Raw genomic sequence first — 25,968 nt, forward strand, 5'->3', positions numbered from 1 at the left:
GAGCTGGAGGCCGCGCCGTTCGCCGAGCTCCGGACCGCCGACTACGGGGCCTTCCACGACGCCGCCCGCGGCCGGGTCGACCTGGTGCGGATCGAGCGGCACTGGGAGGACATCCTGCGGATCATCGGCTCCATCCACACCGGGGCTGTCCGCGCCTACGACGTGATCCGGATGCTCTCCCGGGAGGGCCGCCCGACCCCGCTCGGGGACGCGGTCGCGCACTACGGACGGATCGCCAAGACCCTGCACATCCTGCGGCTCGCGGACGAGCCCGGATACCGCCGCCAGATCAAGGTGCAGGCGAACCTCCAGGAAGGCCGCCACGCGCTCGCCCGGAAGATCTTCCACGGCCGGGCGGGACAGCTCTACCAGCGCTACCAGGACGGCATGGAGGACCAGATCGGCGCCCTCGGACTCGTCCTGAACGCCCTGGTCCTCTTCAACACGAAGTACATGGACGCCGCCGTCACCCGGCTCCGCGCCGACGGCTTCGACGTCCGCGACCAGGACGTCGCCCGCCTCTCCCCGTTCGTCCGCCACCACGTCAACATGCTCGGCCGGTACTCCTTCCTGCTGCCAGAGATGCCCAGCGGACTTCGGCCGCTCCGTGACCCGGACACCACCGAAGCGCGGTAGCGGGCCGCCCGCAGAAGCGGTGTGCCGCCGACCCGTGACCTGCGGCACACCGCACGTCACTTCGACTTGGAAGCACGTTGGTGCCATGCCCGTGCAACGCGCCTGGAGAGACCAAGTGACGGCAGCCGCTTCCCAGGCCCCGGTGTGATCTCGATGGGTGCCGCAGGTGGTCGGTCTCGGGCGGGGCGTCGGGAGATCCGAGCGTGTCACGGCCTGGACGTGACCGTCGAGCCCTCCGGACGGAGGGTGGCCCCGGTTCTTCGCTTGGGGGCCACCCTCCGTCCAGGGTCACGCTGTGAGTCACGGCGGCTGGTTTCCGGTCGCCACGGCCGGTGAGACAGGCGGGTCGGGGTGCCTGTCTGTCATCCCCGGCGACTGCCCCGGTGAACGGGCCTGGGCCGGTGACCCATCACTGCGGGTGCCCTACTAGCCGATTTGGGATGAGTCGACACACAGGGCTTCGGCCATGAGGTACACGTTCTGGGTGCCCCAGTTGTTGATCTGGACGGACCAACCACCCGTGTTTCCGCCGAGGGGGACTGAAGCCGAGAAGAGCACGGTGAACTTGTCGCCCAATGATTGCCAGTGGCCCCCGGAGACGGCTTGCATGCCGGACGGGCACTGCACAATAACTTCGCCCCGCTGTCCGCCCCGGACGTCGAGCACGTCCGGCGCCTCGACCCGCGTGAACATCGGCGCTGCCGCCTTGGCGCTGGTGGCCGCCGTGGAATCACCGCTCTTGTCGGCGGCGGCGGTCGTGGCGGTGCCCGCCACGAGCAGGGCAACTGCCGCTAACGCGGCACCGCGGATACGCGTGGAACGGTTCATGTCAGCTCCCTTGTGTCTGCTACCCGCCCGCGCCGCTGTTCTCCCACCCGGGTGATTCACCCAGGACGGTCGGACGTACGGGGCGGGAAGCATCGGCCCGTACGAGGAGCACGGGCCTGCCTGGAGGCTGCGCAGCACGCCCGGCGACTAGTCCAGTCCGACGATGCGATCAGCCGACCAGGTGATAGAAGTGCGAATTCCGTTCGACCTCACCGGCAACCACCCGCAAGAGTGCCCCAGGATCATCCCGTGGCCCCTTCTGGGCCCACTCGGCGGTACCCCTTGTGGGCCCGGCTGGGACGGGTCAGCGGCGGCTGTCGCCCGGCGCGAGCAGGCTGGTCAGCTCCGCGATCGCCTCGGGCGAGGGCTTGAAGTAACGGCGGACGTTCTCGGGGTGACGCCGAGATGAGCGCCAACCCCGCCAGAATTCGATCTTGAGGCTTCCTGGGTGCCACGTCGTGAGTCGGTGAAGGCGGCTTCCGTCCCGGCACGGGGCTCCGGAACCGCGCCGCTGGCCTGGAGAACGGCATAGTCGGCGTGGGCCTCACGCTTGGCGTGTTCGGCGAGCGCCCGGTAGATGCTGGCCACCGAGCGGTTTAGCCCTTGGAGAGGATCGGACCGACCGGTAGCGACAGGGCTGTGAAGCCGTGTTACACCCTTTTGATCGGTGACGTCTGTGACAGTTCCGGGGTCCTTCGACGAGGGATGCCTCGCGAGTTCAGGTAACCAGGCTGTGGTGCCCCTGCCTTGGCGTTTCCGGACTGGTTCGCTCTCCCGCTCGACACCAGGCCCGCCTTCCGAAGTGAATGCGATTACCTGTCATTCATACGGGTGGTTCCGGTGAGGTTGTGGTTGAAGGTGGCCCCGGGCGGTAGATGTCGCCGGACGGCACACCGTGCCGGCCCGTCGTTCCTTCGGGGGCGAGCGGGTTCACTGAGGGGAAGGTAGGCGTTGATGAAGGTCGTATCGCGGACGGGGTTACGTTCGTTCCGGAGGCTGTTGGTGGTACCCGTGACCGCGTTGCTGGCGGGCGCGGTGGCTCTGATGCCGCCCGCGCAGGCGGTCGGCCCGCAGGGGGTTCCCGTCGCGGCGGCGAAGCCGCGGGCGGCTGCCCAGCCGACCGTGGTGTACGTCACCAACAGAGCCGACGGCGAGGTCGCGGTGGTCAACGCCGAGGCGAACGCGGTGCTGGCGACCATCCCGGTCGGTTACCTTCCCGAGGCCACGGCGGTCTCGCCCGACAACACACGTGTCTACGTGGCCAACTTCAACAGCAGGTCCGTGTCGGTCATCGACACCGCCACCCGCACGGTCACCGCCACCATTTCGGTCGAAGGACAGCCCTCGACCGTCACCGTCTCCCCCGACGGCGGCCGGGTCTTCGTGAACAACCGCCTCGACAGGACCCTGTCGGTCATCGACACCTACGAGAACAGGGAAATCGCCACCCACTCAATCAACATTGCCGCCCCAGACGCGGCGATCTCCCGGGACGGCACCCGGCTCTACCTCCTCCGGGAGGACGACATCGCCGTCTTCAACACCACCAGCGAGACCCTCGAAGCGCCGATCCCGTCCCCAGGCGGCAACTACAACATCACCATCGCCCCCGACGGGACCCACGCCTACATCTCCCAATTCGACAACAGTGTCAAGATCCTCAACCTGGCCACCGGTGCCTTCGCCGGAGCCGTCCCCATGAGCGGCGGCGATACCTCCGAAACCGTCCTGACCCCCGACGGCACCCGCGCCTACACCGCCCGCGGCACCGGTGTCGCCGTGGTGGACACCGCCACCCGCACCGTCACCAGCTCCGTCCCCCTGCCATGGCGTGCCACCGACCTCGCGATCAGCGACAACGGGCGGTACGTCTATGCCACCAGCACCAACAACACCCTCTCGCTCATCGACACCACCACCAACACCACCACCGCGCGGATCACCCCCGGCAAAAGTCCCTCCGATGTGGTCCTGGTGACCCCGCCCGTCGCCGACCTCAGCCTCGCCCTGACAGCCCAGCCCGTACCCGGCCGGGGCGGCATCGACTACACCCTCACCGCTACCAACAACGGCCCCGACCGGGTCAACTCCGCCATCCTCGACGCGCAGGTCCCGAACAGGACCGTCGGCCGCGACTGCGGCGTCACCGGCCAGACCGCCACCTGCAAGCTCCGCGCAATCGCCCCCGGCGAGAGCGTCAGCCGACACTTCCGAATCCCCGCTTCTTCCCTCAGCCTCGGAACCCCCTACACCTTCACCGCCACCCGCACCACCAGCACCCCCGCCGACCCGAACACCGCCAACGACACCGCCACCCTCACCTGCACCGCCACCACCCCCCACATCATCAACTGCGCCTGACCGCGCCGACCGGCCCGGGGCTGGCGACGCCCACCGCGTCGCCGGGGCGTGACAACGCGGTGAGGGGCTCTGGAGGATCGCTGCCGACTGGTGCCCGTGCCCTGATCCTCGCTCCCGTCTCGGCCCTGCTCTGCCGAAACTACGGCGATGTGACATGTAGCTCTCTGTAATTAGAGTGACGTTCGGTCGGGACGGGCGGGGCGGGGCCTGGGGACTTCGCCGGCATGGAGGTTGGCGAAGTCGGCGTGCGCGGCCTCGACGGCTTCGGGGTACGCCTCGCGCTTGGCGTGTTCGGCGAGCGCCCGGTAGACGCTGGCCACCGAGGGGTTCTGTCCCCTGCGCTTGCCGGTGGCGATCCAGAGGTCGGGCTGGATCTGCTCGACGGACTCGCCTCCCGCGCGGCGGCGGAGCACGGTGTGGAGCATGTCGTCGGTGATGACCGGGGGCCGGCCGCCGTGCTTGCCCTTGCGGGCCGCGGTGTCGAGCCCTTCCAGCGTGGATTCGCGGATGTTCTCCCGCTCGGTCTCCGCCATCGCGGCGAAAAACGCGAACAGCAGCTTGCCGGGGCCGGTGGGGTCGTAGATGCCGGGCAGGGGCCCGGCCAGCATCTCCAGGATGAGGCCGTGGGCGGTGAGATGGTCGGCGAGCGAGGTGAGTTCGGCGGCGTCGTGGCCGAGGCGCTTCATCTCGTACACGGTGAGGATGACCCGGCAGTGCGGGGCGTGGGCCTTGACCTCCCGCGCCGTCCTCAGCGCATCTTCGAACCGGGGGCGGACGCGGACGCGGGTGCTGATCTTCTCGCTGAAGACCTTGTCCCTCGGGATGCCGTGCCCCGCGAGTGCGTCGAGCTGGGAATCGAGTTCCTGACCGAGGGTCGAGCAGCGGGCATAGCCGATGCGGATGTCCGCGCCCGGCAGGTCCGGGTCGACTGGTGCCGGGGCGCCACGCGCGTTCCAGGTGTTCACCGCGGACCGGCCCCACAGCACCTCCAGGGCCTCGCCGATCTCGTCGTCCGCGACCGACGCCAGCGGCCGGCCCCCGCCGATCCGCTCGGCGGTCTTGCCCACCCCGGCCCCGTAGCTCCGGACCGTGTTCGGGTTGCCGAGCGAGTCCAGGAAGACCTCGTGCCTGTGCCGCCTGAAGCGAGCCCCGCGGCCTGTCGAGAGAGCTCATGGCTCCCCCGATTCGGATAGCAATGCCTCGCTTCAGCGCCCATTAGATAACAGGGCCGCTTCGCGCAGGGCCCGGGGACGTCGCCGCAGGTGACACATCCCGGTGCCGCAGATAATAGGGCGTTATCCGTGGAAAGACTTCACACGGGTCCCGCCGCCGACACCCCGTCAGCCGCCCACCAGGGCCGACGCATGCTTAGCGCACGATCTGACATCGATGTTCCTCAACCCCCGAACTCCGGCCGTGCAGGGTGAAGTCCTGGCCGTTCGGCGTCGTCCGGCCGTCTGCTCTCGCTGCCGTGGCCGTGGCCGGGGACGCAGTCCCAGATGGCGGCCCGGAAGGACGGCAACGGCCGGAAGGCGAGGCGGGCGGTGGCGGCCGGGCAGGCCGGGTCGGGCCCGCCGGTGTGCGCGGGCCCGACGGGTGTGTCTGTGCTAGTGGTCGAGTCCGTAGTAGAGGGCGAAGTAGTCGGTGACCTTGTCGCTGTGGGGGAGCAGTCCGGGGAGGTGGGTGGTGAGTGCCTCTTTGACGGCGGTTGCGAGTTCGCCCCGGTCGGCGGTGTGGTCGCGGACGTAGGGGTCGATCCGGCGGATCAGTTCGTAGTTGCTGGAGATGTCTTCCTGGGCCATCGACTTGTCCAGGTCGGTAGCGCCGGTGCCGGGGTCGGTGGCCAGTTTGCGGCTGACGTAGGTGACGCGGTGCAGGACCCGCCAGCACGGTGGCCGTTTGTCGGACTGCCGGGCCTGGCGGAGGGCGGTGGCGTGTGGGCTGTCGCCGCCGAGCCAGAGGGGGTCCACGACCTTGCCGTAGAAGTCCTCGAAGTTCTGGGTGTCGGTGTCCAGGTAGAAGGTCATGAAGCGGTAGGCGTCGACCCGGCCCGGGACCTCGATCGCGGCGCCTGTCTCCTCGTCGTACTCGGGGTCCCCGTTGGCGTCGTATTTTTGCAGGTCGCCCGGTACGTCGCAGGTGATGTTGAGGCTGAACGTGCGGGTCGACTCCTTGCCGCGGGAGCGGGTCACGGCGATGGCGCCGCCGATGGAGGCGTCGAACTGGACGTTGGCCCCGATGCCGAAGATCTTCACGCCGCCGCCCACCGAGCCGCCCAAGGAGCCGGCGAGCTGGTAGCTGCCGGAGGTGACTTCGGTGACGGAGTCCATGGTCTCGGTGGTCTCGGCGAAGAAGCCGCCGTCGGCCGACCAGACGTAGGTGTTGACGAGGCTGCGCTTGGCCTGCGCGCCGGCCGGTTCGGCTTTCCCGTTGCGCTGTGCCGGGTCCTTGATCGGGCCGACGAAGCCGGAGAGGACCTGCCGGGCGCGCTCGGCGGTGGGGTCGGCGTGGTGGGTCTCGGTGGAGACGGCGTCGTAGAAGGTCTGGAGGCGCTGCTGGTCCTCGATGATCCGCCGCTTGAGCGCGTACGCCTCACGCGGCTTGAAGTAGCTCAGCTCACCGCCGGAGGCCAGGCCCTGGTACTCCTCCTCCATGACTCGGTTGCCCTGCTCGTCCTGGCCGACCGAGCCGTCGAGGCTGCCCTGCTTGGTGTAGCGGGGGTTGATCGGGAAGGGGATCAGGTTCCAGTCGCGCGGGATGTCGGGGTTGGGCAGCATCCGGTAGCAGACCAGCGCCCGGTTGTGCGCGAGGCGCAGCGCGAAGACGTCGGCCGTCTCGGACTGCACCAGGGCGTAGCCGGTGTTGGAGGGGGTGAAGCGGCGTCCGTTGGCCTTGTTGAGCTGCTTGCCGGCGTCCGGTGTCTCCCAGCCGCCGGAGAGACCTACCGCTGTCAGCCGTCCGGTCTGCCAGCCCTGGGAGACCTCGGTCTCATCGCCCCAGGCGTTGGCGAACTCTGTTGTCGCCCGCACGCCCCAGTCGAAGCCGCCCTCGACGATCGGCTTGGCGATACCGAAGCCGAGGGGGGCGCTGATCAGCAGTGAGTCGGCGGATGCCTCGTTGGTCACCGCCAGTTCCATGGCGGCCGTGACACTGCGTTCGCGGCTGGAGGAGAGCGTGTTGACCACGCTGTCGGCCCGCTCGAACTCGACCTTGGTGGCGTCGATGTAGCTGAACAGCTTGGGGCTCTTGGTGGCGATCAGGTTCTCCGAGGGCACGGGCGGGGCTCCCTCGATGTACCCGGTGATCTGCGGGTCGAACTGCACCTGGGCGACCCACTCCGAGACCAGGTCACCGACCTTGTAGCCGGTGACCAGGTGCCAGGCGCCGTCCCGGACGTAGGCGTACACGCGCTTGAGCGCGCCGCTGCTGCGCCCGTAGTGGTCGCGCTGGAGGTCGGCGTACTCCTGCACGGCGGGGGCGCTCTGGATGGTGGCCAGGTAGGCGCTGGGTGTCTTCACGAACACGGGCTGCACCTCGGCCACGTCTCCGGAGACGGGCGCGGTGGAGAGCACGGGGGTGGGTCGCTTGGGGGCGTCCTTGGCGAGCCGCAGGTGCAGGCCGCGCGGGCCGCTGTCGGTCACCTGCCTGCTGTTGGGCTGGGTGGAGTCGTCGTCGAAGGAGTACACGGCGATCAGGTCCTCGCGCTCGCCGCGCAGGCGTCCGAAGAGGTTGTCGAGGATGTTCTCCTCCGTCCGGACGGTGCGCCAGACCCGTACCTCCTCCAGCTCACCCCGGTACATCTGGTCGGGGGCCAGCCACTTGAGGTCCTTGCTGGTATGGAAACGACCGCCGAGACAGAAGTGCGGCCCGCCGCCGTAATTCCCGAGCCGCTCCGGGTCCGCGGTACGCGGCTTCACCACGACCGGGCGGCCGTTGAGGTAGACCCGGAAGGTGGAGCCGAGCGGGTCGGGGTTCTTGGTCCAGGTCGCGCCGTGCAGGCGCAGGGGGTGCGCGCCGGTTGCGTCTGCTGCGGTGTTGCCCTCGTTCTCCTCGAAGTGCCAGTGCGCGACCAAGCCCTCGTCCGTCCGCGTGCCGCTGCCCAGCCGGGCCTTGTCCCGGGCCAGGTTCCACAGCCGCACCTCGCTCACCGTGCCGGTCAGGTGGCGCGGATCGGCGCCCGACCAGCCGCAGCCGACCTCCAGCGGGCCGCTCGACTTGGCCGGCGCCAGGTCGTGGTCGCGCAGCTCGCCGGCCGCCTCGCCGTCGATGAAGAACGTGACGTCGAACCAGGTGTCCAGCAGCATCGAGTCGATCACGTCCACCTCGCGGCTGACCTCCTCGCCGTCCTCGGTGTAGGTGATGGTCTTCTTGCCCTTGCTCTCCACGAGTTGCTGCCCGGCCTTGCGGACCACCGCGACGCGGTGCGCCTTGCCCTTGGTGAGCGTGCCGGTGGAGACATGGGTGCGCACGGTGCCGTCGGCGAGCTCGGCGCAGTGCACCAGATGACCGCCGCTGTCCACTCCTAGCTGGAACGGCACACCGTGCTCACGGCCGCCCTTCAGCCGGCCCTTGGAGATCACACCTTGGTAGCCCGTGAAGTCGTCGACCTGGACGTGGACCTCGACGGTGCAGTCCCCGGTGAGGTTGAGCGCGTCACCGTGCTCGGCCACCGCCGATGAACGTCCGGCGAAGCGCAGGGCCCAGGACTGCTCGAAGCTGGCGGCGAGGTGTGTCCACTGGCCGTCCGGCACGGTCTCCTCGGTGACGACCGACTGTGCGCCGACTCCGGCCAGCACCGGGCGCTTGCCGGCTGCGCTCTTTCCGAGCGCCAGCACGTACGTATCCTTCCGGTGACGGAAGTTGATGATCCGGGCCGGGCCGGTGGTCGCGGCGGGCTTGACCCATGCCTCCATGGTCAGATCGTCCGCTGCGACGGCCCCCGGCGCCTGCGCCTGCGGGCAATTCAGCGGCTCGGCCCCGTCCTTGAACTCCCAGGAACGGCCCGGGGTGTCGCCCCACCAGCGGCTGGGCCTGACGCCCGCCAGGTCGGTCGCGCCGCCGTTCGCCAGGGTGCCGGTGCGGTGGGTGTACGCGGCCTCCACCAGCCGGGAGCCGAAAGCCCTCGTCGCCCCCGCCCGGCTGACCGTCACCAGCGCGGGTGTGTGGTTCACCGTCGTGACGGCCAGTCCGGCCGCCTCCGGAAGGCCGGCCGGTCCGTGTCCGACAGCCAGGACGGTGGATCCGTCCGGCGTGGCTGTGGTCACCAGGTACGGCTGCTCGCCGACCAGCAGCAGTGTGCCGGCCGGCAGCGCCCGGACGGCCCCGGCCTCCAGAGTCAGGGTGCCGTCGTCCAGGGTGCTGACCCTGCCGACGGCCTGCGGCGTCTCCCGGACCCCGTTGAGTGCGTCGGCCGCCCGGCCCACGTCGCGGGGCAGCAGGTCCCAGACCTCCTGATCTGTCACGGTGGTGCCGTCATCGGCGGTCTCGGTCAGGGTGAGCCTGCACCGGTCCGCGCTGCCGGCGTCCTCGACCGTCGCCGTCACCCGGGCGAGGTCGGTGGTCGGGTCACCCGCCGTCAGCAGCAACTGCGCGGCGCCGCCCGCAGTTAGCTGCTTGACCGAGCGGCCCACCGCAGTGTCGTAGTAGGCGGCGGTGAACCTGCCCTCCCGGTCCCGGAAGTAGAGCCCAAGCTGCCCGGAGCCGCTGTCCAGCAGATGCGGCCTGTCCCGGGTGGTCGCGAAGCCCAGAAGGGCGCCCGCCCAGCTCAGGCCGGACCTGTCGCGGCCCAGAGTCGGCATCGCCAGACTCCGCGAGCTGCGGCCCAGATCACCGCCGCTGGCCTCACCCAGCTCGGCCTCCTTGGCCTCCAGACTGCGCCTGGCCTCGTCGCAGGCGATGCGCAGACGCCCCTCGTTGTCCAGGTCCCGGGCAGACATGATGCGGGCATTGAGGGTGGCCTCCTTGGCATCCGCCTCCGCCATCTCCTTGGCCTGGTCGACCACGGACACCGCTTTGATGACGGTGGGGGTACCGACGATGTCCACCTTCAGCCGACCGCCCTTTCCCGAACCCACCTCGACGCGGGCCTTGGTGCCCTTGGCGGTGATCAGGGAATAGGCGTTCTCGTCCCACTCGAGAGTCAGCACGGTGGCCGACTTCTCCTCGGCCACCAGGCAGGCATGGAGATACTTGTCGATGCCGCGGTAGGTCTGGTTCAGCCTGACCCACAGCTGGGTGCCCACATGCTTCAGTCTTCCGATGAGCCGGTTGCCGGCGGCAGGTTCGCCCGACGGTACGAGCCGCCACTGGGCCGTCTCGTCAGTCTTTCCGACGGCGTAGGTCAGTGTCCGCTCCCCATCGGAGTCCGGGGCGGCTGCCACAAGACTTCCGGGCGTGTCGCCTTCCGTGTCGGAAACGATACGGAAGGGGGCGCCGTTGGCGGCGGGCCCAAACTTCCGCTCCTGATCCAGCTGCTTTTTCGCCGCAAGCCTGGCCTGGCGCGCGGCCACGGCTTCCGACACCAGCTTGGCGTCATTGCCCTTGTCCTTCTGAAGCCGGCCCAACTTGGCCTTGGCCTGCTCCGTCGTCTTCCTGAGCTGGTCGACCTCCGCTGTGAGGGCGTTGACCTGCTCGGCGTCCACCGCCTTGGCGCCGCTGCCCAGCTCGGCCAGGGTGAGGACGTCCGGGAGCTGCGCGAGCCGGCCGTCCCGGGCCACGGCAACGTCCAGGGCGGCGACCTTGGGTTCGGGCTCGCCGTCCTTGGCGGATGCCCACGCCACCAGGACGCGGGCCTGCTTCTTTGCGGGCGCGGGCAGTTGTGCGTGCCCGGCGGGGGCGTCCTCCTGCTGGTGGTAGAGCAGCGCGGACAGCCCGGAGGAAACACTCCGGCCGGACAGCGTGAAGCTTTCCCGCCGCATCCCCGGGTGGTCGCCGACCGGGGCCTGGGAGGTCACCCAGCTCACCTCGCCGGTCAGTGTGCCGTGCGCCGCCCGCTGCGTCGCGTCGAGGACCCGGGTGCCCGAGCCCGCGTCGAAGCGGTAGTAACCGGTGAGGCCCGGCTCGTCCCCGACCAGCCGGTAGGAGCGGTCCCCGGCCAGCTCGGCCGCCGTCCGGGCCCGGTCCCAGATCCGGACCTCGTCGATCACTCCGCGAAAGCAGCCCGCGGCGTCGCCGTCGGCTTCATGGCCGCCGACCACCAGGCGCGTCCGCTCCCCCTTGCCCCGTGGCAGCGTGCCCGACACGCCCGGTTCCCCGTTCACACAGAACCTGACGCCGGTGCCGTCGTACACCACCGCCACATGGGTGTAGACCCCCTCGCCCACCGGCACCTCCACTGCGGAGGTCACCGCGGTCTTCGCACCGTCCGCATCGTGCTGCACGGCCAGCCTGCCCTCAGCCGTCAGCTCCAGCCGCCAGCCCGACGCCGCGGGCGCGGTGCCCGCCGTACCGGAGGCGGACAGCAGCGTGCTGCCCCACTCCCGCGGACTGAGCCAGAGCTCCACGGTGTACGGGCCCGCGCCGAGCGGCAGCGGCGTCGCCGCGTCGATGCCGAGCCGGCCGGTCCCGCCGCCGAAGGAGAGCGCCGTTTCGGCGAATCCCTCTCCGCTCTCGGCCGGCACCAGGTCAGCGCCCGTGAACGGGCACTTGCCGGGCGACCGCTCCAACACGGCATCGCGGTACCTGGCGTCAGGACTGGTGTACAGCCGCGAGCCCTGGGTGTGGAAGAGCCCGTCCCTGCCCTGCTCGACATTGACCGCGTCGATCACCCCGGCCCCGGGCTTGTCGACGAAGAACTGCCAGCGCCGCAGGTCACCGACCCCGGTCGGCAGCAGCACCGCCGCGAAACGGCCATCGGTCACCTCGCCCAGGAACCCGAGCTCCAAAGTCGGCTCGTGGAAGTCCCGCCCGTCCATGTCGCTCGTGCCCAGACTGTCCTTGGCCGAGTCCGGCATGGTGTGGTGGCGGCTGCGCCGGTAGCGCACCTCGGGCACTGGCAGCAACCGCGCTCCCGCCACGATGAACCGGTCACACAGCACCGCGTCGTTGGCCAGGCCGACCTTCCGCCCGTCCACGAGCTGAAGCCCGGGGCTGTCAGGGTCCCCGGTGTACGTCCCCGCGCCGGTGCGCACCAGCGCGTCCTCGTGGCCGGCCGGCACCGACTGGCGGAAGATGTACAGGTACTTGCCGTCCGAGAGCGCCTGGAACGGCGCCTCAGCGGTCAGACGGGCGGTGCTGGAAAGGAAGGTGTCCGTCTCCGTCGGGCTCAGCAACTCGTCCGCCGCGGCCTCCGTCCGGGTGCCGCGCCGCACGGCGGGCAGCCGGGTGGCCCCCAGCAGGGCGAAGCCGACCCGGGCGATCTCGCCCGGGAAACGCAGCTCGCTCGGGTCGTCCGCCCAGTGCAGCACATCGAGTTGCCCCGGTTCTGGCTGCGGGCCATTCAGCCCCTTCGCGGCATCGGCGGTCCTGCTGCCCAGATCCAGCACGCTGTAGTAGATCCGGCGGTCGGCCGCCAGCGCCAGCGCCACCGTGGTACCCGCGTGACGCACCAAGGTGGTGTGCAGATACCGGCGATCGCTGTAGACCTTGGTACGAGACGGGTCTGAGGACAACGCTTCCCCACTTTCGAGTGGCTGCCCGGGCACGACGAAACACCCCAGGCTTCCAAGGACTCCGAGAGGGCGCTGCGTCGACGGACAGCAGGACCGCGAAACAAGATCGGATCGCTAACAGCCCATCCTTGTCCGGGAGTTCACCCGCGGATGCACCAACCACACACGTTCGCCTGATCGAGTGATCCACACGTCATGCCGCCATGTTGCCCTCGTGCGCCCGTGGGAGTAGGGAAACCGGTGGATCGGTGGCTCGGATATGGGCGTTGACCCTGGGGCCGGGCCTCTGCCCCGACCGTGCTGTTCTCGCCGTAGTTGTACGCCTGGTGGGTGGTCTCGGGTAGCGGCTTTGGCAGTCCGCGTATCTGGCAACGGGGTTGTCGGGGACTGTGGTTGGCGGGATTCACTCGATCGGGGCGGGAAGTGGCTCTCCCCTCAAACGCACTCTTAGGTGATCTACATCACATGCATAGTCTGAATGTTGGGGTCATGTCACGCGCGGGCTCACAAAACGCCTCGTCACGGCGGGTGACTAGTCACTCACGCTGTCACTTTCTGTTTCAACGATCTTCCTGTCAGTCACATTCGGTGGGGCGCGCATGCGTGTTCGGCTGTTTCGGCCGGTTGAGTGAGCTGCACCGGCGCACTCGCGTCGCGGTACCGCAAGCCCTCAATGAAGAGGACACATGACCGAGGAAGCCCGAGGGGATGAAGGCCGCACTCCCGTGGCCGAGGCCCCGCGCCCGCTCCCGCTGGAGTTCGAGGCGCACTACATCACCCACCAGGAGGCGTACCACGAGTACGCCTTGGTCGTCCTCCGCACCAACGACGCTGCGGAGAGAGCGGTCCACCGGGCCTTCCTGGAGATCCTGAGGCACTGGGACGACCTGCTGACCGAACGCGACCTGCCCCAGCAGACATGGGCGATCATGCGCCGCACCGTCATAGCCGAATCGCTGCTGACCTTCCGCGCGCAGCTGGCCGCGATGGACAGTGGCAACGGCCTGTACGCGGCGCTGGGGAAGCTGCCGCCCCGTCAGTTCGACGTGATCGTCCTGCGGTACATCGCGAAGTGCGATGTGAAGCGCATCGGCTGGTACATGGGTATCACTCCCAGCACCGTCGACTACCACTGCCGCAAGGCCCGGGAGCGCCTGACCCCGGTCTGGCAACGCGCCCTGACCAAGGAGACCACGAAGTGAGCTGGGACAAGCGTCTCGCCGATCCGAACGCCACCGTGAGGGAACCCCGGCGCGCGTTCGACGTAGCCGCCGGCCTGAGCCGCCTCGCCCAAGACGCCGGATACGGCTGCGCCTCGCCTGTCCGCCCCACTCGCGAGGTCGTTCCCGCGCGCGATCGGCTGGAGGTGCTTTCGCGTTGGACGCTCACCCAGGCCGGGGCCGCAGCCCACGTCAAGGACCTGACGACCTGCATCGGCGACAACGGCTTCGGGAACCTCACCTTCGAGTTCACTCGGTGGATCGACCTCGACATCGATGGTGTCCAGGTGTTCGCGTGCATGCTCTATCTGGCCCGTCACCCCGAGAGCGCCCAGTTCTGGTGGAAGCTCGCCGCCGGGGCCGGTCACCTCGGTGCCGCCTACTGCCTGTACTTGCACCACCTCTCCTGCGGTGAACTGCGCGAAGCGGAGCTGTGGAAGGGCCAGCTACAGGCTCCCGATGGAACGTCCGAGAACTTCTTCGACGTCTTGGAGTCCTTCGCCGGCTACCGGATGCGGCACGACCGGCTCAACCCGGTACCCACCGGCTGCCTGGCAGAGTTCGAGCGGCTTGCCGAACGCCATGAGGGCGATGGACTCGTCTACCGCCCCGACCGCCGACTCGCCGACCGCCTCCACGACCTGGCCGGACGACACTGACGACCACCGACCGCCCGGTACCGGGTTCAGGAGCGGGCACCGAGGATGTCCCCCGTTCGTGTGTGCGGTCTCTCGCGCTCTGCGGGACCACGTTTCCGGCCACGTAGGCCCTCGGGGAGGATCGGACCGGGTTTTGGCGGTAGATCGGTGATCTTGATACCGGTTCGGTGACTGTGCTTATACGGCCAGGTCAGCGGGCCTACGTTCCGGTTCATGCCAGTTGATTTCCTCTCAGATGACCAGGTTTCCCGCTACGGTCGGTTCGCTTCGGAGCCGTCGCCCGGGGAGCTGGAGCAGTTCTTCCGGCTCGATCCGAAGGGCCACGAGCTTGTTGCGGGCAAGCGGCGGGACGCGACGAAGCTCGGGTTCGCGGTGCAGTGGGGCACGGTGCGGATGCTGGGCACGTTCCTCCTCGACGACCCGGTCGCGGTGCCGCAGTCCACGGTCGCGTTTGTCGCCGAGCAGCTGGGGCTGGATCCGGGGTGCCTGGGCGAGTACACCTCGCGGGCGAAGACGGCGTACGAGCACACGTGGGAGATCCGGGACGCGTACGGCTACCGGGAGTTCTCGGCCGCCGAGGACGAGGTCCGCGCCTTCCTGGCGGCGCGGGTGTGGGCGTCGTTGGAGGGGCCGCGGGCGTTGTTCGACCGGGCGGTGGTGTGGCTGGTGGACAACCGGGTGCTGCTGCCGGGGATCACGACGCTGACCCGGCTGGTCGCCGAGGTCCGCGCGAGCGAGAACACCTCCCTGTACCGGACGCTGGACGAGGCGGTCCCGGAGGATCTGCGGCAGTCGATGCGCGACCTGCTGAAGGTTCCCGACGGCAAGCGGGTCTCGGAGCTGGAGCGGCTGCGGACACCGCCGATGCGCATCTCGGGCACCGCGATGACCGCAGCTCTGGAGCGGGCGAAGGAAGTCCAGGGCCTGGGCGCCCACCTCGTGCCGACGTCGGTGGTGCCGGCGGCCCGGATGTCGGGGCTGGCCCGGTACGGGATGGGCTCGAAGGCGCCCACCTTGCGGGACCTGGAGGAATCCCGCAAGACGGCGACGCTGCTGGCCACCGTGCAGCACCTGGAGACCGCGACCGTCGATGACGCCCTGGACCTCCTGGACGTCCTGATGTCGTCCCGGCTGCTGTCGCGGGCGGAGCGGATGGGGAGAGAGGAGAAGCTCAAGTCCTTGCCGAAGCTGCGCAGGGCGGCGGGGCGGGTCGCGAAGGCGGTCGGAGTGCTGCTGGAGACCGCGCCCGCGACCGATACCGGGGAGCTGGTGTCGGTGGTCGACGCGTGGTCGGCGGTCGAGAAGGTCGTGCCCCGCGAGAAGCTCGCCGAGGCCCTGGCGGTCATCGCCGAGGTCGTCCCCGACGAGGACGGCGACGAGGACGGCGACGAGGACGCGGAGTGGCGGGCCGCGCTCGCCACCCGCTATTCCACCGTGCGCGGCTTCATCCGGTTGCTGGTCGACGTCGTCGACTTCGGCGCCGTCCAGGCCGGCGCCCCGGTCGTCACGGCGCTCAAGCAGTTGCCGCACCTGATCGGCCGCAAGAAGATCGACGCCTGCGAGGTCTCCGACACCCTGGTGGGCGGGTCGTGGCGGCGGCTGGTGTTCGCCGCCCCCGGGCTGGAACCCGGGCTGGCGGACAAGGCCGCGTACTCCTTCTGCGTGCTGGAGCACCTGCATCGCTCCCTGCGTCGGCGCGACGTCTACGCCCGGCGCGGCGACAGGTGGGGTGACCCGCGGGCCAAGCTCCTGGCCGGGGACCGGTGGGAGAGCGCCCAACCGACCGTGCTCACCGCGCTCGGCCTGGACGCTGAGCCCGCGGCTCACCTGGCCGAACTCGCCTCGGCGCTGCATGGCGCCTACCACCAGACCATCGCCGGGCTGCCGACGAACACCGCGGTGTCGGTGAAGGACGGCAAGCTGTCCCTGGACCGCCTGGGCCCGGCCGGCGAACCCGCCTTGACGCCCGCCTTCCGGCAGCTGGCGAACGGGATGCTGCCGAAGGTCGACTTTCCCGAACTGCTCCTGGAGGTCGCCGACCTCACCGGTATGACGTCGGCGTTCACGCACATTTCGGGCGCCGACTCCTCGATGGAGGAGTTCGAGCTGAGCGTCTGCGCGCTGCTGCTCTCCGAGGCGTGCAACGTCGGCCTGACCCCGGTGGTGAAGCCCAACGTGACCGCGCTGACCCGGGGACGCCTGGTCCAGGTCGACCAGGGGTATCTGCGGGCGGAGACGATCTCGGCGGCGAACGGGATGCTCATCGAGGCCCAGCGCGGCATCGACGTGGTGCGCGCGTGGGGCGGCGGGCTCATCGCGTCGGCGGACGGGGTCCGGTTCACGGTGCCGGTGCGGTCCCTGCACGCCGGGTACAGCCCGAAGTACTTCGGGCTCCGCCACAAGGGGGCCACCTGGCTCAACGTCGTCAACGACCAGGTCATGGGACTGGGCGGCGTCGTCGTCCCCGGCACCCTGCGCGACTCCCTGTTCATCCTGGACGCCCTCCTGGGCCGCGACGGCGGCCCCAAGCCGGAAACCGTCATCACGGACACCGCCTCGTACTCGGACATCGTGTTCGGACTGTTCGCGATCTGCGGCTACCAGTTCTCCCCACGGATCGCCGACATCGGCGACGCCCGTCTGTGGCGCACTCACGCCACCGCCGACTACGGCCCCCTCCAGGAAGCCTCCCGCCACACCGTGCGCCTCGACCGGGTGCGCGCGCACTGGGGCGACATGCTGCGCGTGGCCGGCTCCCTGACCACCGGGGAGGTCCGCGGCTACGACCTGATCCGCATGCTCTCGCGCGATGGGCGCCCCACCGGGCTGGGGGACGCGTTCGCGCACTACGGGCGGATCTTCAAGACCCTGCACCTGCTCCAGTTCGTCTCCGACACCGGCTACCGCCGCATGATCGGCAAGCAGCTCAACATCACCGAGGCCCGCCACCGCCTCGCCCGGAAGATCTTCTTCGGGCAGCGCGGCGAACTGCGTCAGCACTACCGCGACGGGATGGAGGACCAGCTCGGCGCCCTCGGGCTGGCCCTGAACGCCGTGGTCCTGTGGAACAGCCTCTACCTAGACCGCGCGGCCAAGCAGCTTGCCGCCGACGGGTTCCCGGTCACCGACGACCTCCTGACCCGCCTGTCACCGCTCCAGTTCGACCACATCAACTTCCTCGGCCGGTACGCCTTCTTCCGGCCTCAGGAACCAGGTCGGCGCCCCCTGAGGGACCCCGCCGACGCAGAACCTGCCGAATGAAAAGGGGCGGCCCCGGACCGGTGAGTACCGGTCCGGGGCCGCCACCTCGTGTCCGGGGAACCGACTTGGCCCTGTGCTCGTGAGGCTGCCGTTACCTGTCATGTGACAGAACGTGATGGCCTTGGGGTGTGGTGCGGAGTTTCCCGTCCGGTTGCGTCGAGCGCGGTCGTCGGTCCGCCTCAGCCTTTCGGTTCACAAGTAGGGCCCGCTCGCCGGGTGGGGTGAGCGGGCCCTCGCGGTCACTGACCGCATCATGTTGGCCTGGGGAAGCCGACCGGGCGGCCGTGTCAGGCCGTTCGGTTTGGTCAGCAGCTGGTGGTGGTGTCTCCTGTGTCGGCGGTGCAGGTATCGGTGCCGAGGCCGCCGTTGGCGCTGTCGCCGCCTACGCCGTCCTGGACGTTGATGCTGTCGTTGCCCAGCGCGCCGCTCATGGTGTCGGTGCCGGAGGTGTCGGACAGGACGTCGTTGCCGTTCTGCCCGTCGAGGTCGTCGTTGCCCGGGCCGCCGTAGATGTGGTCGTTGCCGTTGTCGAACAGGTGCAGCAGCGAGCCGAGGAGGGTCTCGCCGTAGTTGGTGTCGTTGCCGGCTTCGCCGTAGAGGTAGTCGGCGCCGTTCCCGCCGCCCATGATGTCGTCGCCGGACCCCCCGTAGAGGGTGTCGTCGGCGTTGCCGCCGTCGACGGTGTCGTTCCCGGACCCGGCGTAGATGGTGTCGTTGCCGTTGCCGCCGTTGATCGTGTCGTTGCCGCCGAGGCCGCAGATCACGTCGGCGCCGTTGGTGCCGGTCAGGGTGTCGTTCCCGGCGGTCCCGGTGATCGTGCATCCGCTGCCGTTGTTCACGGTGGTGGTCTCGGTGTCGTTGGTGTTGGCCGGGACCGGGTCGCTCTGGGTGGCGGTGGTCGTCGACGTCGCGGTGATGGTGCCGGTCGCCTGCGGCTCGACGGTGATCGTCACCGTGGCGAAGGCGGCGTTGGCGAGCGAGCCCAGCGCGCACGTCACCGTGGAGCCGGCGGTGGTGCAGGTGCCCTGGCTGGTGGTGGCGCCCTGGAGGGACACAGCTGAGCCGGTGAACGCGATCGCGGTCGCGGCCGAGGTGGCGGTGGCCGGGCCGTTGTTCGTGACGGTCACGGTCTCGGTGAAGCTGCCGCCGAGCGCGACCGGGTCCGCGGAATCAGCGAGCGCCGTCACCAGATCGGCCCCGGGGGCGACGTAGGTGTAGTCGTCCGCACCGGTGTTGGGGCTGGTACCGCCCGGGGTGGTGACCCGCACGTCGACGCTTCCCGCCGCGTGCGCGGGGGAGGTGGCGGTGCAGGACGTCGCGGTGCAGGAGATGCCGGTGGCGGGGGTGCCGCCGAAGTCGATGGTGCTGGCGCCGTTCAGGTCGGTGCCGGTGATCGTCACGCTGGTGCCGCCGGCGGTGGTCCCGCTGGAGGGGCTGATGCCGGTCACCGCCGGGGCCGCCACCGGTGGTGCCACACCCAGGACGGTGACGTTGTCCCCGTTGCCGGCGTACAGGCGCGTGCCGTCCGCGTTGACGGCCAGGGCGTAGACGAAGTTGGTGTTGACGCTGGAGTCCACGGTGGCGGTGGCCACGTCGATGACGTTGACCGCGCCGTACGAGCCGGTGTAAAGGCGGGTGCCGTCGGGGCTGACTGCCAGAGCTCCGGTGTCGGAGGAGGCAGCGATGGTCGAGCTGACGGTGTTCGTCGCGGTGTTGATGACCACGACGGACCCGTCGCCGAAGGAGCTGGCGGCGTAGACCTTCGTACCGTCGGGGCTCACCACGATGCCCCGCAGGCTTCCCGTCGCCGCGACGGTGGCGGTGACGGTGTTCGTCGCGGTGTCGATGACACTGACCTGATTCTCCGCGGAGACGTAGACACGGCTCCCGTCGGAGGTGACCGCCGCCCCGTACGGGAAGGTGCCCACCGCGACGGTGGCGGTGACGGTGTTGGTGGCGGTGTCGATGACGCTGACGCTTGAGTCGCTGTTGTTCGCGACGTACGCCCGGCTGCCGTCCGGGGTGACCACGACACCCTGCGGGTCCACGCCGACCGGGACGGTGGCGGTCACCGTCTGGTTGGCGGCATCAATCACGTGCACGCTGTCGCCGTCGACGTCGGTGGAGTACAGCACGGTGCCCGCGGGATTCACCGCCAGGCCGAACGGGCCGGGGCCGCCGGAGGAGAACGTGCTGGTGATCGTGTCGGTCGCGGTGTCCAGGGTGTTGATTCTGTTCTGGCCGGCGTTGCCGACGTAGACAGTGTTCCCGTCCGGTGCCACCACGACCGTGTCGGCGCCGTAGCCGGTGTCCACGGTGGCGATAACCGTGGGCGGTGCGGCGGCCGCGGGACCGGCGGCCAGGGCGACCAGCCCCGTCACGGCAAGGGCGAAAGAGCCGGTCAGGGCCGTTAATCGGTGGCGGAACCGCGAGGCGCGGGGAGGAGCTGTTGACGACATGTGAGCGTCACCCTTCGAGGCTGTACGCGCCGCCGCGGTCGGGAGCCGAACGGCCCCCTGGGCATCCCTCACCGGCGCGGTCGTACCGAACACGGTGGGGCCCTGGGGCACACGATGACGCGAACCACACGCCACCGCCCGCCACTGGGTAACCCTCCGCGCCGATCCTGCCACGGTCCGTAGACCGACCGCAGGCAAGTGCTCGAAAAATAGCCCGCCACCACAAAGCCCGGCCATCGCCCACCGGCAGGAAGCCGAGCAGGCCCACCCGGCTCTCGCAAACGACCCTTTGCCCGAGCAAGATCAAATAGAGGCGTCCGGAGACCGCCGAGAAGCCGATCCGGTCGCAGAAGCCGTTATCACTCAAAAATGGCGGGAGTGGGGTTCTGCGACTTGAGTTGTGCGAAACTCCGGGGCGTGACGGACCCTCAAGAGCCTTCCCCGCCCGCCGCATCGGAAGCCGATCTCGTCGAACGCCATCCGTGCCCGAAGTGCAAGGCGGTTCCCGGCTCGCCGTGCCGCTCGCGCAGCGGGGCGGTCGCCAGCGCCTACCACACCGGCCGCTTCACCAAGGTGGCCAAGCTCGCGAAGGAACTGCGGGTGCAGACACCGGCCGACCGCGGGCCCGGCCAGCCATGGCGGCCCGGGGCTCCGGTGCCCGCGGCGGTCGATCCGGACCTGCCGAGCGCGGACATTCGCATCGGCTACGCCCGCTGCTCGACCCTCGGGCAGGAACTCGATTCGCAGCTGGACGCGCTCGCCAAGCACGGGATCGAGCGAGAGAAGATCTTCAGCGAGAAGATCAGCACCCGGATCAAGGTCCGCCCCGCCTTCGAGGAGGCGCTGAAGACCGCCCGGGAGATCAAGGCGCACGCCCCGCACTGCCGGGTCCTGTTCACGGTGTACGAGATGAAGAGGCTGGGGCGCGACGCCGCCGAACTCACCGCCCTCGCGGATCATCTGACCGAGCACGGCCTGGTGCTGGAGATGCTCGCCGGGCCGCTGCCCGGCATCTACGACCCCACCGGGCCGGGCAAGCTCCTGTTCGGCTTCTTCGCTGCGATGGCGGAGACCGAGCGGGAGACCATCCGCGAGTCGACGCTCGAAGGGCTCGACGCCGCGGCCCGCAAGGGCAAGTACGGCGGCCGGCCCCCGGTCATCACCGACGACATGCTGCACACCGTGCTCCGCCGGAAAGCGCTCGGCGAGTCCGTCGAGCAGATCCAGCCCGACCTCATCATCCCCACCGGCAAGCGCAAGGGACAGAGCCCGTCCGTGGCTAGCATTTACCGGGCACTCGCCGAGTATCAGAAGGCGCAGGCGTACCCCGACGCCGTCGAGGCAGCCCAGGCCGACTTCACGGCGCTACGCCAGCGGTCAGCGACCGCGCCCCCAGCTCGTAGAGGACCGCTACTGGCCGTTCCGACGCTCCGACGGCTGTAGGGCCTGGCTACCGCCAAATCCCGGTCCGATCCCTCCCCAAGGGCCATAGCCGTCTACCACCCCTCCGGCGATCTCCGTCCACCCGCACCGCTGCTTGTGCTCCCAGCCTTGCCCGGTGCGACCCTCGGCACAGATCATCCGGCCGTCGCTCATCAGGTGGTACCACCCGTCGCCGCCCAGTACGGCTACCCGGGGTACGGACGGCTTGGGAACCCCAGACAGACTGCACGGCTCGCCGGCCCGTTCCCTCACCATCTCCTCGATCCACCACACGCCAAGGTGGGCGTACTGCCACAGCAACTTCGCCCGCCGATACGGGGGAAGATCATCCAGAGTCGGCATAGCCGACATCGTGCCGTACGACACTGACACCACACGCGACCGGCTCTCCTGTTGTTGTCTACGGCTGCCTTCCCGCATGCGCTTCTAGTCGAGACCTCCGCAGGTACACAGGCCCCTGAAGCGATCCCGCTTCATCAGCGTCGCGTGCTCGGCAATGTCCCTGAGAGTCACCGTGGCCCAGTTGCCCAACTCCGCAAAATGCGCGATCGCGTCAGCCAAGGCCATGGCGGAGATGCGGTCTGTATGAGCCTCAGGGGTCTCGTTAGCGAGCCGGCCCGCTGCCGCAGTGGCGTGCCTGAGCCAATGCACGGAATCGAGGGGACAGTCAGATGCGTGGACTTGGGGGCTCTCGCCTATCGCCGGCACCAGCCTGGCGAGGGGTTTCCCGTGGCGAGTGATCAGGACCTGACTGCCTTGAAAGCCAACCTCGTTGAGCAGGTCGGCGAAGTTCCTGCGGGCCTCTTCGGCCGTCATCCGCTTCATGCCCGCGACTCTACCAGTCTGTTAGGATCTATAGAACCTTACAGAACTGGAGAAGTCGAGTGCAGGAAGCGCTGACACCCGAGCTGGACAGGCGATGCGGGAACCCTGAGTGCAATGCGGCTCTCGGCCAGGACACCAGGCAGAAGTACTGCAAGCCCAAGTGCCGCGATAGGGCCACCTACCTCCGGCGCGGCGGCAAGGAGTTCGTGTACGCCCGGTCCATAGAGAACCTGTACGGGGTGTCGGTCGACGAGTACACGGCCCGGATGCAGGCACAGGGCGGGCGGTGCGCCGTCTGCCGAGATGAGCCCGAAGAGGGTAAGCGGCTGCACGTGGACCACAACCATGCCAGCGGAGCCGTGCGGGACTTGCTGTGCCGCTGGTGCAACTACGCCCTCGGAAACGCCAAGGACAGCCCGAGCCGCCTGCGAGCCATGGCGGACTACTTGGAACGCCATCAGAGGTAAGCGGAGCGTTTCTGTGCGCGCTTTGTATCACCCACCTATAATTTACCTTGTACGTGCCTGGTTGCCCTGGGAAGGATCTCTCTCACATGACAACTGCCCTGCCGACCACTGACGACGTCCAAGCCTTGCACCAGTTCATCCAGGACCGCACCGAGGAGGAGTGGAAGCACGCCAGTGCTGCCGAAGATCTGCCGGATTCACACTTCGACACGATCCGCCGGCTCAGCAACTCCAACAAGCTTGCGCTCACCGGGACTACGGCCTACCTGCTTGACACCTTGAAGCGAGGCGACAACGAGCAGGCCGCTCGCGTGTGGGACTACCTGACGTCCTGCGGCGAACAGTGGCAGGAGCACTCTGCTTGGAAGACCGCTTGGGCCAACCCGGCGCGGGCTGCATTGAGGCATCCGTGACCGACCACGACCTGGGAATGGTTGACACCGAGCGACATACAGCTGAGCACGCCGGCCGGTGGAAGGCCGACCATGGGCAAGCTCCGCACTACAGCCCGGCGGTCTTCGGTGCATGGACGTGCATCGCTTGCCCACTGGACACTTGCGACTGGCACCACGACGATCCCGTATCCCAGCCGACCGATCCGGCGCTGCTAGAAGCGATGGTGAGCGAGCACCTCGAAGGCCACGACGTGGCCGACTTCCTGCGCGCCCTCCAGGCCGCGCGTGATTCCAACGTGGCGCTGCGCGAGTCCAACAACCGAGCCTGGGACGTCGTCAGTCTCCACCGTCTGCGCGCGGTCCACCGGGGCGAGCACACCGCCAGCGACCCTGTTGCGCAAATGCTGTCTGCCGCGCTGGTCGGGATCGCGGAGCATGAGGACGTACGAAGCGAGCTGACTGACCTGAGCAGGGGCGTCTTGGGCGCCGAGGGCATCGCTTCCGCCCCCGCTGCCGAGAGGCTGAGCGGAGCCGGCTCGTGGACGTGACCGCCGTAAGGCTTCTTCCACACTGTCCGAACCCGGTGCAGGTTCATGCACTCGACCGTGCCACGGGACCGTACCTTGCCGAGGTCTGCGGCTGCTCCCACACTGCCCTTGGTCGTGTGCACTGGATGAGGAACGACGGCCGACAGATGCACTGCAAATGCGGTCCGCAAAACCCCCTCGTGCACTCAACAAGGCGAGACCACACGTTCCTTATCCCGCTGACGGGTGGCGTCGTCTGCTGGTCGTGCTCCCAGGGCCTATATAGCCGCCACTTCGTCCGGCGCGCGGAGGCTGGAAGTTCCTGCTGCTACTGCCCGGGCAAGGTCGGAGACGGCTCCGGGTGGCATCTGAAGGGCCACCCTGCGTCCGGCGTTCCGGGGGCTCGCCGATGACCACCGAGCACGAGGAAGAGGTCATTGAGGCCGAGCTGGTCGAAGAGAACCTCCCTGCACTCCTCGACCCCGCCCCCCGCGTCCGGCCCGCCGTCGACCGGCACACCATTCTCTACCCGGGCCAGAGCGTCCCCACCGAATCCGAGACGCCTCGGTACACCGAACGCGATCTCTACGTCTCCGCGCGTACCGCCGAGAGGCTGGAGAAGCAGTCCGCGCCGAAGAACACCAGTGCCAACTACACGTCGCAGCGCAACCTGTTCGCCGCCTGGTGTACCGAGCAAGGCCGAGTCTCGCGACCGTGCACCACCGCCACCTACGTCGAGTACGTCGCCCACCTCATCGAGGAGGGGCGCTCGCCGAACTCCATCAGCGCCGCCATGTCCGCGATCCGCACCTGGATGCCCGAGGACAAGAAGCCCGGCACCAAACAGGCCCGGGGCATGCTGAACGAGTACAAGAAGACGTGGGCGAAGCGCACCGCCGTCCGCAAAGCACCCCCCATCACTGACGCCCTCCTGCGCGCCATGGTCGCCACGTGCGACCTGCGTACGACCACCGGTCGCCGCGACCGGTGCATGCTCCTTCTCGGCCGCGGCGCCCTTAACCGCCGGATCGAACTTGCCGACCTCTCCATGGCCGACGTCACGGTCGACGACGACTTCGTCACCCTCCACATTGGGTACTCCAAGACTGACCAGGAAGCCAAAGGCGAGTACACCGAGATCCCAGCCGATCCCGACCCTCTGCTCGACCCGGTAGGAGCCGTTCGGGACTGGCTCACCTCTCTCCATCACCTCGGAGTCCGCGAAGGCGCGTTCTTCCGAGCGCTCACTTCCCGGGGCACCTTGCAGAGCCGCGCTGTCGCCACGGAGCGAGGAGACTACGTCTCCGGTGACGCCATCAACGATTGGGTGCGCGGCCGTGCACACAAAGCCGGGACCAAGAACTGGCAGAAGGTCACCGCACACGGCCTGCGCCGCGGCGGGGCCCAGACAATCGCGGACGCAGGTGGCGATCCGACGAAGCAGGGTCGATGGAAGCCGGGCTCGGCGGTGGTGAAGCGGGAGTATCTGGACCGTGCGCAATCACGCGCCCAGAATCCGTGGCTGAAGGTGCAAGAGCGACGGCGCTCTGATGGCCTGTAGCTTCTACTCAGTTGAGGCACCATCGGCTTGCGCGGGCAATGCCCTGTGGCGCCTCATGGCCTCGCGCTGACGCCTTCCTGTATCCGCAATTGCCAACTGATTCGCGTCCTTGTACGCGCTGGTCAGCTTCCCTACGTGATCATGGATCTTCTTCAGATGCTCTTCGATCCGCTTCGTCGGACGCTCTCCCATGAGAGCTTCGGTCAGCACACTGAGGTCCACCGTGTACTGAAGGGGCTCCATGGCGCCCGCTGGTCCATCAGCGAGAACGGTGAACTCGAACGCCATAGCCAAGCCTGACTGAAACCGCTTGTCTGTGTCGAAGAAGTACTCCAGGCGTCGACCAGGCGGGATCATCGGGATCGTTCGACTCAGGACTGACTGCATCATCTGGGTGATGTCGTCGCCTGCGCTGGAGCTGAGTTCCGGGGTCACAGTGACGCGTACGTTGCGGGCCAGGGTCGGCCCCACGTTCTGAATGATCAGCACGAGCACGAAGGACCCAGGCTCGTGCGGTTGGATATCTACGATCACGTAGGGCTCGCTCTGTTCCCGCTGAGCCTGGAGCGCTACTTCGAGCTGCCCCTTGGCGGATGATGCTTGTGCCCGTGCGTACTTAACTGTCCAGATCGCGGTCAATGCGGCTACCAGGAGCGACAAAGCCGCAAGGGCGATCGTCCATTGTTCGGTTCCCATCGCGGCAGGATATGAGTTGGC

The 25,968-nt window shown here is 68.8% G+C and carries 15 protein-coding genes and 2 pseudogenes; 10 read left to right on the plus strand and 7 right to left on the minus strand.

Annotated features, from left to right (window positions below; genetic code table 11):
• Positions 1 to 36 precede the first annotated feature (36 nt).
• Positions 37 to 636: pseudogene (locus OID54_RS38535) on the plus strand (Tn3 family transposase); the annotation flags it as partial.
• 426 nt (positions 637 to 1,062) lie between these two features.
• Here OID54_RS38535 and OID54_RS38540 read toward each other — a convergent pair.
• Positions 1,063 to 1,464, minus strand: a complete 402-nt coding sequence (locus OID54_RS38540; RefSeq protein ID WP_073783538.1) for a hypothetical protein — start codon at positions 1,462 to 1,464, stop codon at positions 1,063 to 1,065.
• Positions 1,465 to 1,768: 304 nt separating this feature from the next.
• Positions 1,769 to 1,864 (minus strand): annotated as a pseudogene (locus OID54_RS38545) (site-specific integrase); the annotation flags it as partial.
• Positions 1,865 to 2,475: 611 nt separating this feature from the next.
• Between OID54_RS38545 and OID54_RS38550 the strand changes: the two are divergent.
• The gene (locus OID54_RS38550) at positions 2,476 to 3,825 is read left to right on the plus strand and encodes a YncE family protein (RefSeq protein ID WP_329028280.1); all 1,350 of its coding nucleotides are present in this window, start codon (positions 2,476 to 2,478) and stop codon (positions 3,823 to 3,825) included.
• Between the two features lie 170 nt (positions 3,826 to 3,995).
• Here OID54_RS38550 and OID54_RS38555 read toward each other — a convergent pair whose 3' ends face one another.
• Together OID54_RS38555 and OID54_RS38560 are read right to left on the minus strand one after the other, a co-directional pair.
• The gene (locus OID54_RS38555) at positions 3,996 to 4,892 is read right to left on the minus strand and encodes a recombinase family protein (protein WP_329028282.1); all 897 of its coding nucleotides are present in this window, start codon (positions 4,890 to 4,892) and stop codon (positions 3,996 to 3,998) included.
• Positions 4,893 to 5,432: 540 nt separating this feature from the next.
• Complete coding sequence (locus OID54_RS38560) at positions 5,433 to 12,434, minus strand: LamG domain-containing protein (RefSeq protein ID WP_329028284.1); 7,002 nt, start codon at positions 12,432 to 12,434, stop codon at positions 5,433 to 5,435.
• A 686-nt stretch (positions 12,435 to 13,120) separates the two neighbouring features.
• Here OID54_RS38560 and OID54_RS38565 point away from each other — a divergent pair.
• The 3 genes from OID54_RS38565 (at position 13,121) to OID54_RS38575 (ending at position 17,574) form a co-directional block, all read left to right on the plus strand.
• Positions 13,121 to 13,636, plus strand: a complete 516-nt coding sequence (locus tag OID54_RS38565; protein WP_329028286.1) for a sigma-70 family RNA polymerase sigma factor — start codon at positions 13,121 to 13,123, stop codon at positions 13,634 to 13,636.
• A complete protein-coding gene (locus OID54_RS38570; protein ID WP_329028287.1) occupies positions 13,633 to 14,313 on the plus strand; it encodes a hypothetical protein in 681 nt (226 codons plus the stop codon). Before OID54_RS38565 ends, OID54_RS38570 begins: the two co-directional genes overlap by 4 nt.
• A 213-nt stretch (positions 14,314 to 14,526) precedes the next feature.
• Positions 14,527 to 17,574 carry a Tn3 family transposase gene (locus OID54_RS38575; protein WP_329028289.1) on the plus strand — a complete coding sequence of 1,016 codons (3,048 nt, stop codon included), beginning with the start codon at positions 14,527 to 14,529 and terminating at the stop codon, positions 17,572 to 17,574.
• A gap of 305 nt (positions 17,575 to 17,879) precedes the next feature.
• Here the strand turns inward: OID54_RS38575 and OID54_RS38580 are convergent, their stop codons facing one another.
• Entirely contained in the window at positions 17,880 to 20,033 is a 2,154-nt protein-coding gene (locus OID54_RS38580; protein WP_329028291.1) for an IPT/TIG domain-containing protein, read from the minus strand.
• A 417-nt stretch (positions 20,034 to 20,450) separates the two neighbouring features.
• Here OID54_RS38580 and OID54_RS38585 point away from each other — a divergent pair, with 417 nt between their 5' ends.
• Positions 20,451 to 21,476, plus strand: a complete 1,026-nt coding sequence (locus OID54_RS38585; protein ID WP_329028293.1) for a recombinase family protein — start codon at positions 20,451 to 20,453, stop codon at positions 21,474 to 21,476.
• A 426-nt stretch (positions 21,477 to 21,902) separates the two neighbouring features.
• On the opposite strand, the gene OID54_RS38590 is transcribed toward OID54_RS38585, so the two are convergent.
• Positions 21,903 to 22,301 carry a type II toxin-antitoxin system Phd/YefM family antitoxin gene (locus OID54_RS38590; RefSeq protein ID WP_329028295.1) on the minus strand — a complete coding sequence of 133 codons (399 nt, stop codon included), beginning with the start codon at positions 22,299 to 22,301 and terminating at the stop codon, positions 21,903 to 21,905.
• A 59-nt stretch (positions 22,302 to 22,360) separates the two neighbouring features.
• Between OID54_RS38590 and OID54_RS38595 the strand changes: the two genes are divergently transcribed.
• From OID54_RS38595 to OID54_RS38610, 4 genes are all read left to right on the plus strand, one after another.
• Complete coding sequence (locus OID54_RS38595) at positions 22,361 to 22,768, plus strand: endonuclease VII domain-containing protein (RefSeq protein ID WP_329028298.1); 408 nt, start codon at positions 22,361 to 22,363, stop codon at positions 22,766 to 22,768.
• 86 nt (positions 22,769 to 22,854) lie between these two features.
• A complete protein-coding gene (locus OID54_RS38600; protein ID WP_329028300.1) occupies positions 22,855 to 23,181 on the plus strand; it encodes a hypothetical protein in 327 nt (108 codons plus the stop codon).
• Entirely contained in the window at positions 23,178 to 23,711 is a 534-nt protein-coding gene (locus tag OID54_RS38605; protein ID WP_329028302.1) for a hypothetical protein, read from the plus strand. The genes OID54_RS38600 and OID54_RS38605 overlap by 4 nt, the downstream gene beginning before the upstream one ends.
• 388 nt (positions 23,712 to 24,099) lie before the next feature.
• On the plus strand, positions 24,100 to 25,251 hold the full coding sequence (locus OID54_RS38610; RefSeq protein WP_329028304.1) for an integrase: 1,152 nt from the start codon (positions 24,100 to 24,102) through the stop codon (positions 25,249 to 25,251).
• Between the two features lie 3 nt (positions 25,252 to 25,254).
• Here OID54_RS38610 and OID54_RS38615 read toward each other — a convergent pair whose 3' ends face one another.
• Positions 25,255 to 25,947 carry a hypothetical protein gene (locus OID54_RS38615; RefSeq protein WP_329028305.1) on the minus strand — a complete coding sequence of 231 codons (693 nt, stop codon included), beginning with the start codon at positions 25,945 to 25,947 and terminating at the stop codon, positions 25,255 to 25,257.
• Between the last annotated feature and the right edge of the window lie 21 nt (positions 25,948 to 25,968).

It is taken from the genome of Streptomyces sp. NBC_00690 (assembly GCF_036226685.1).
GTDB lineage: Bacteria > Actinomycetota > Actinomycetes > Streptomycetales > Streptomycetaceae > Streptomyces.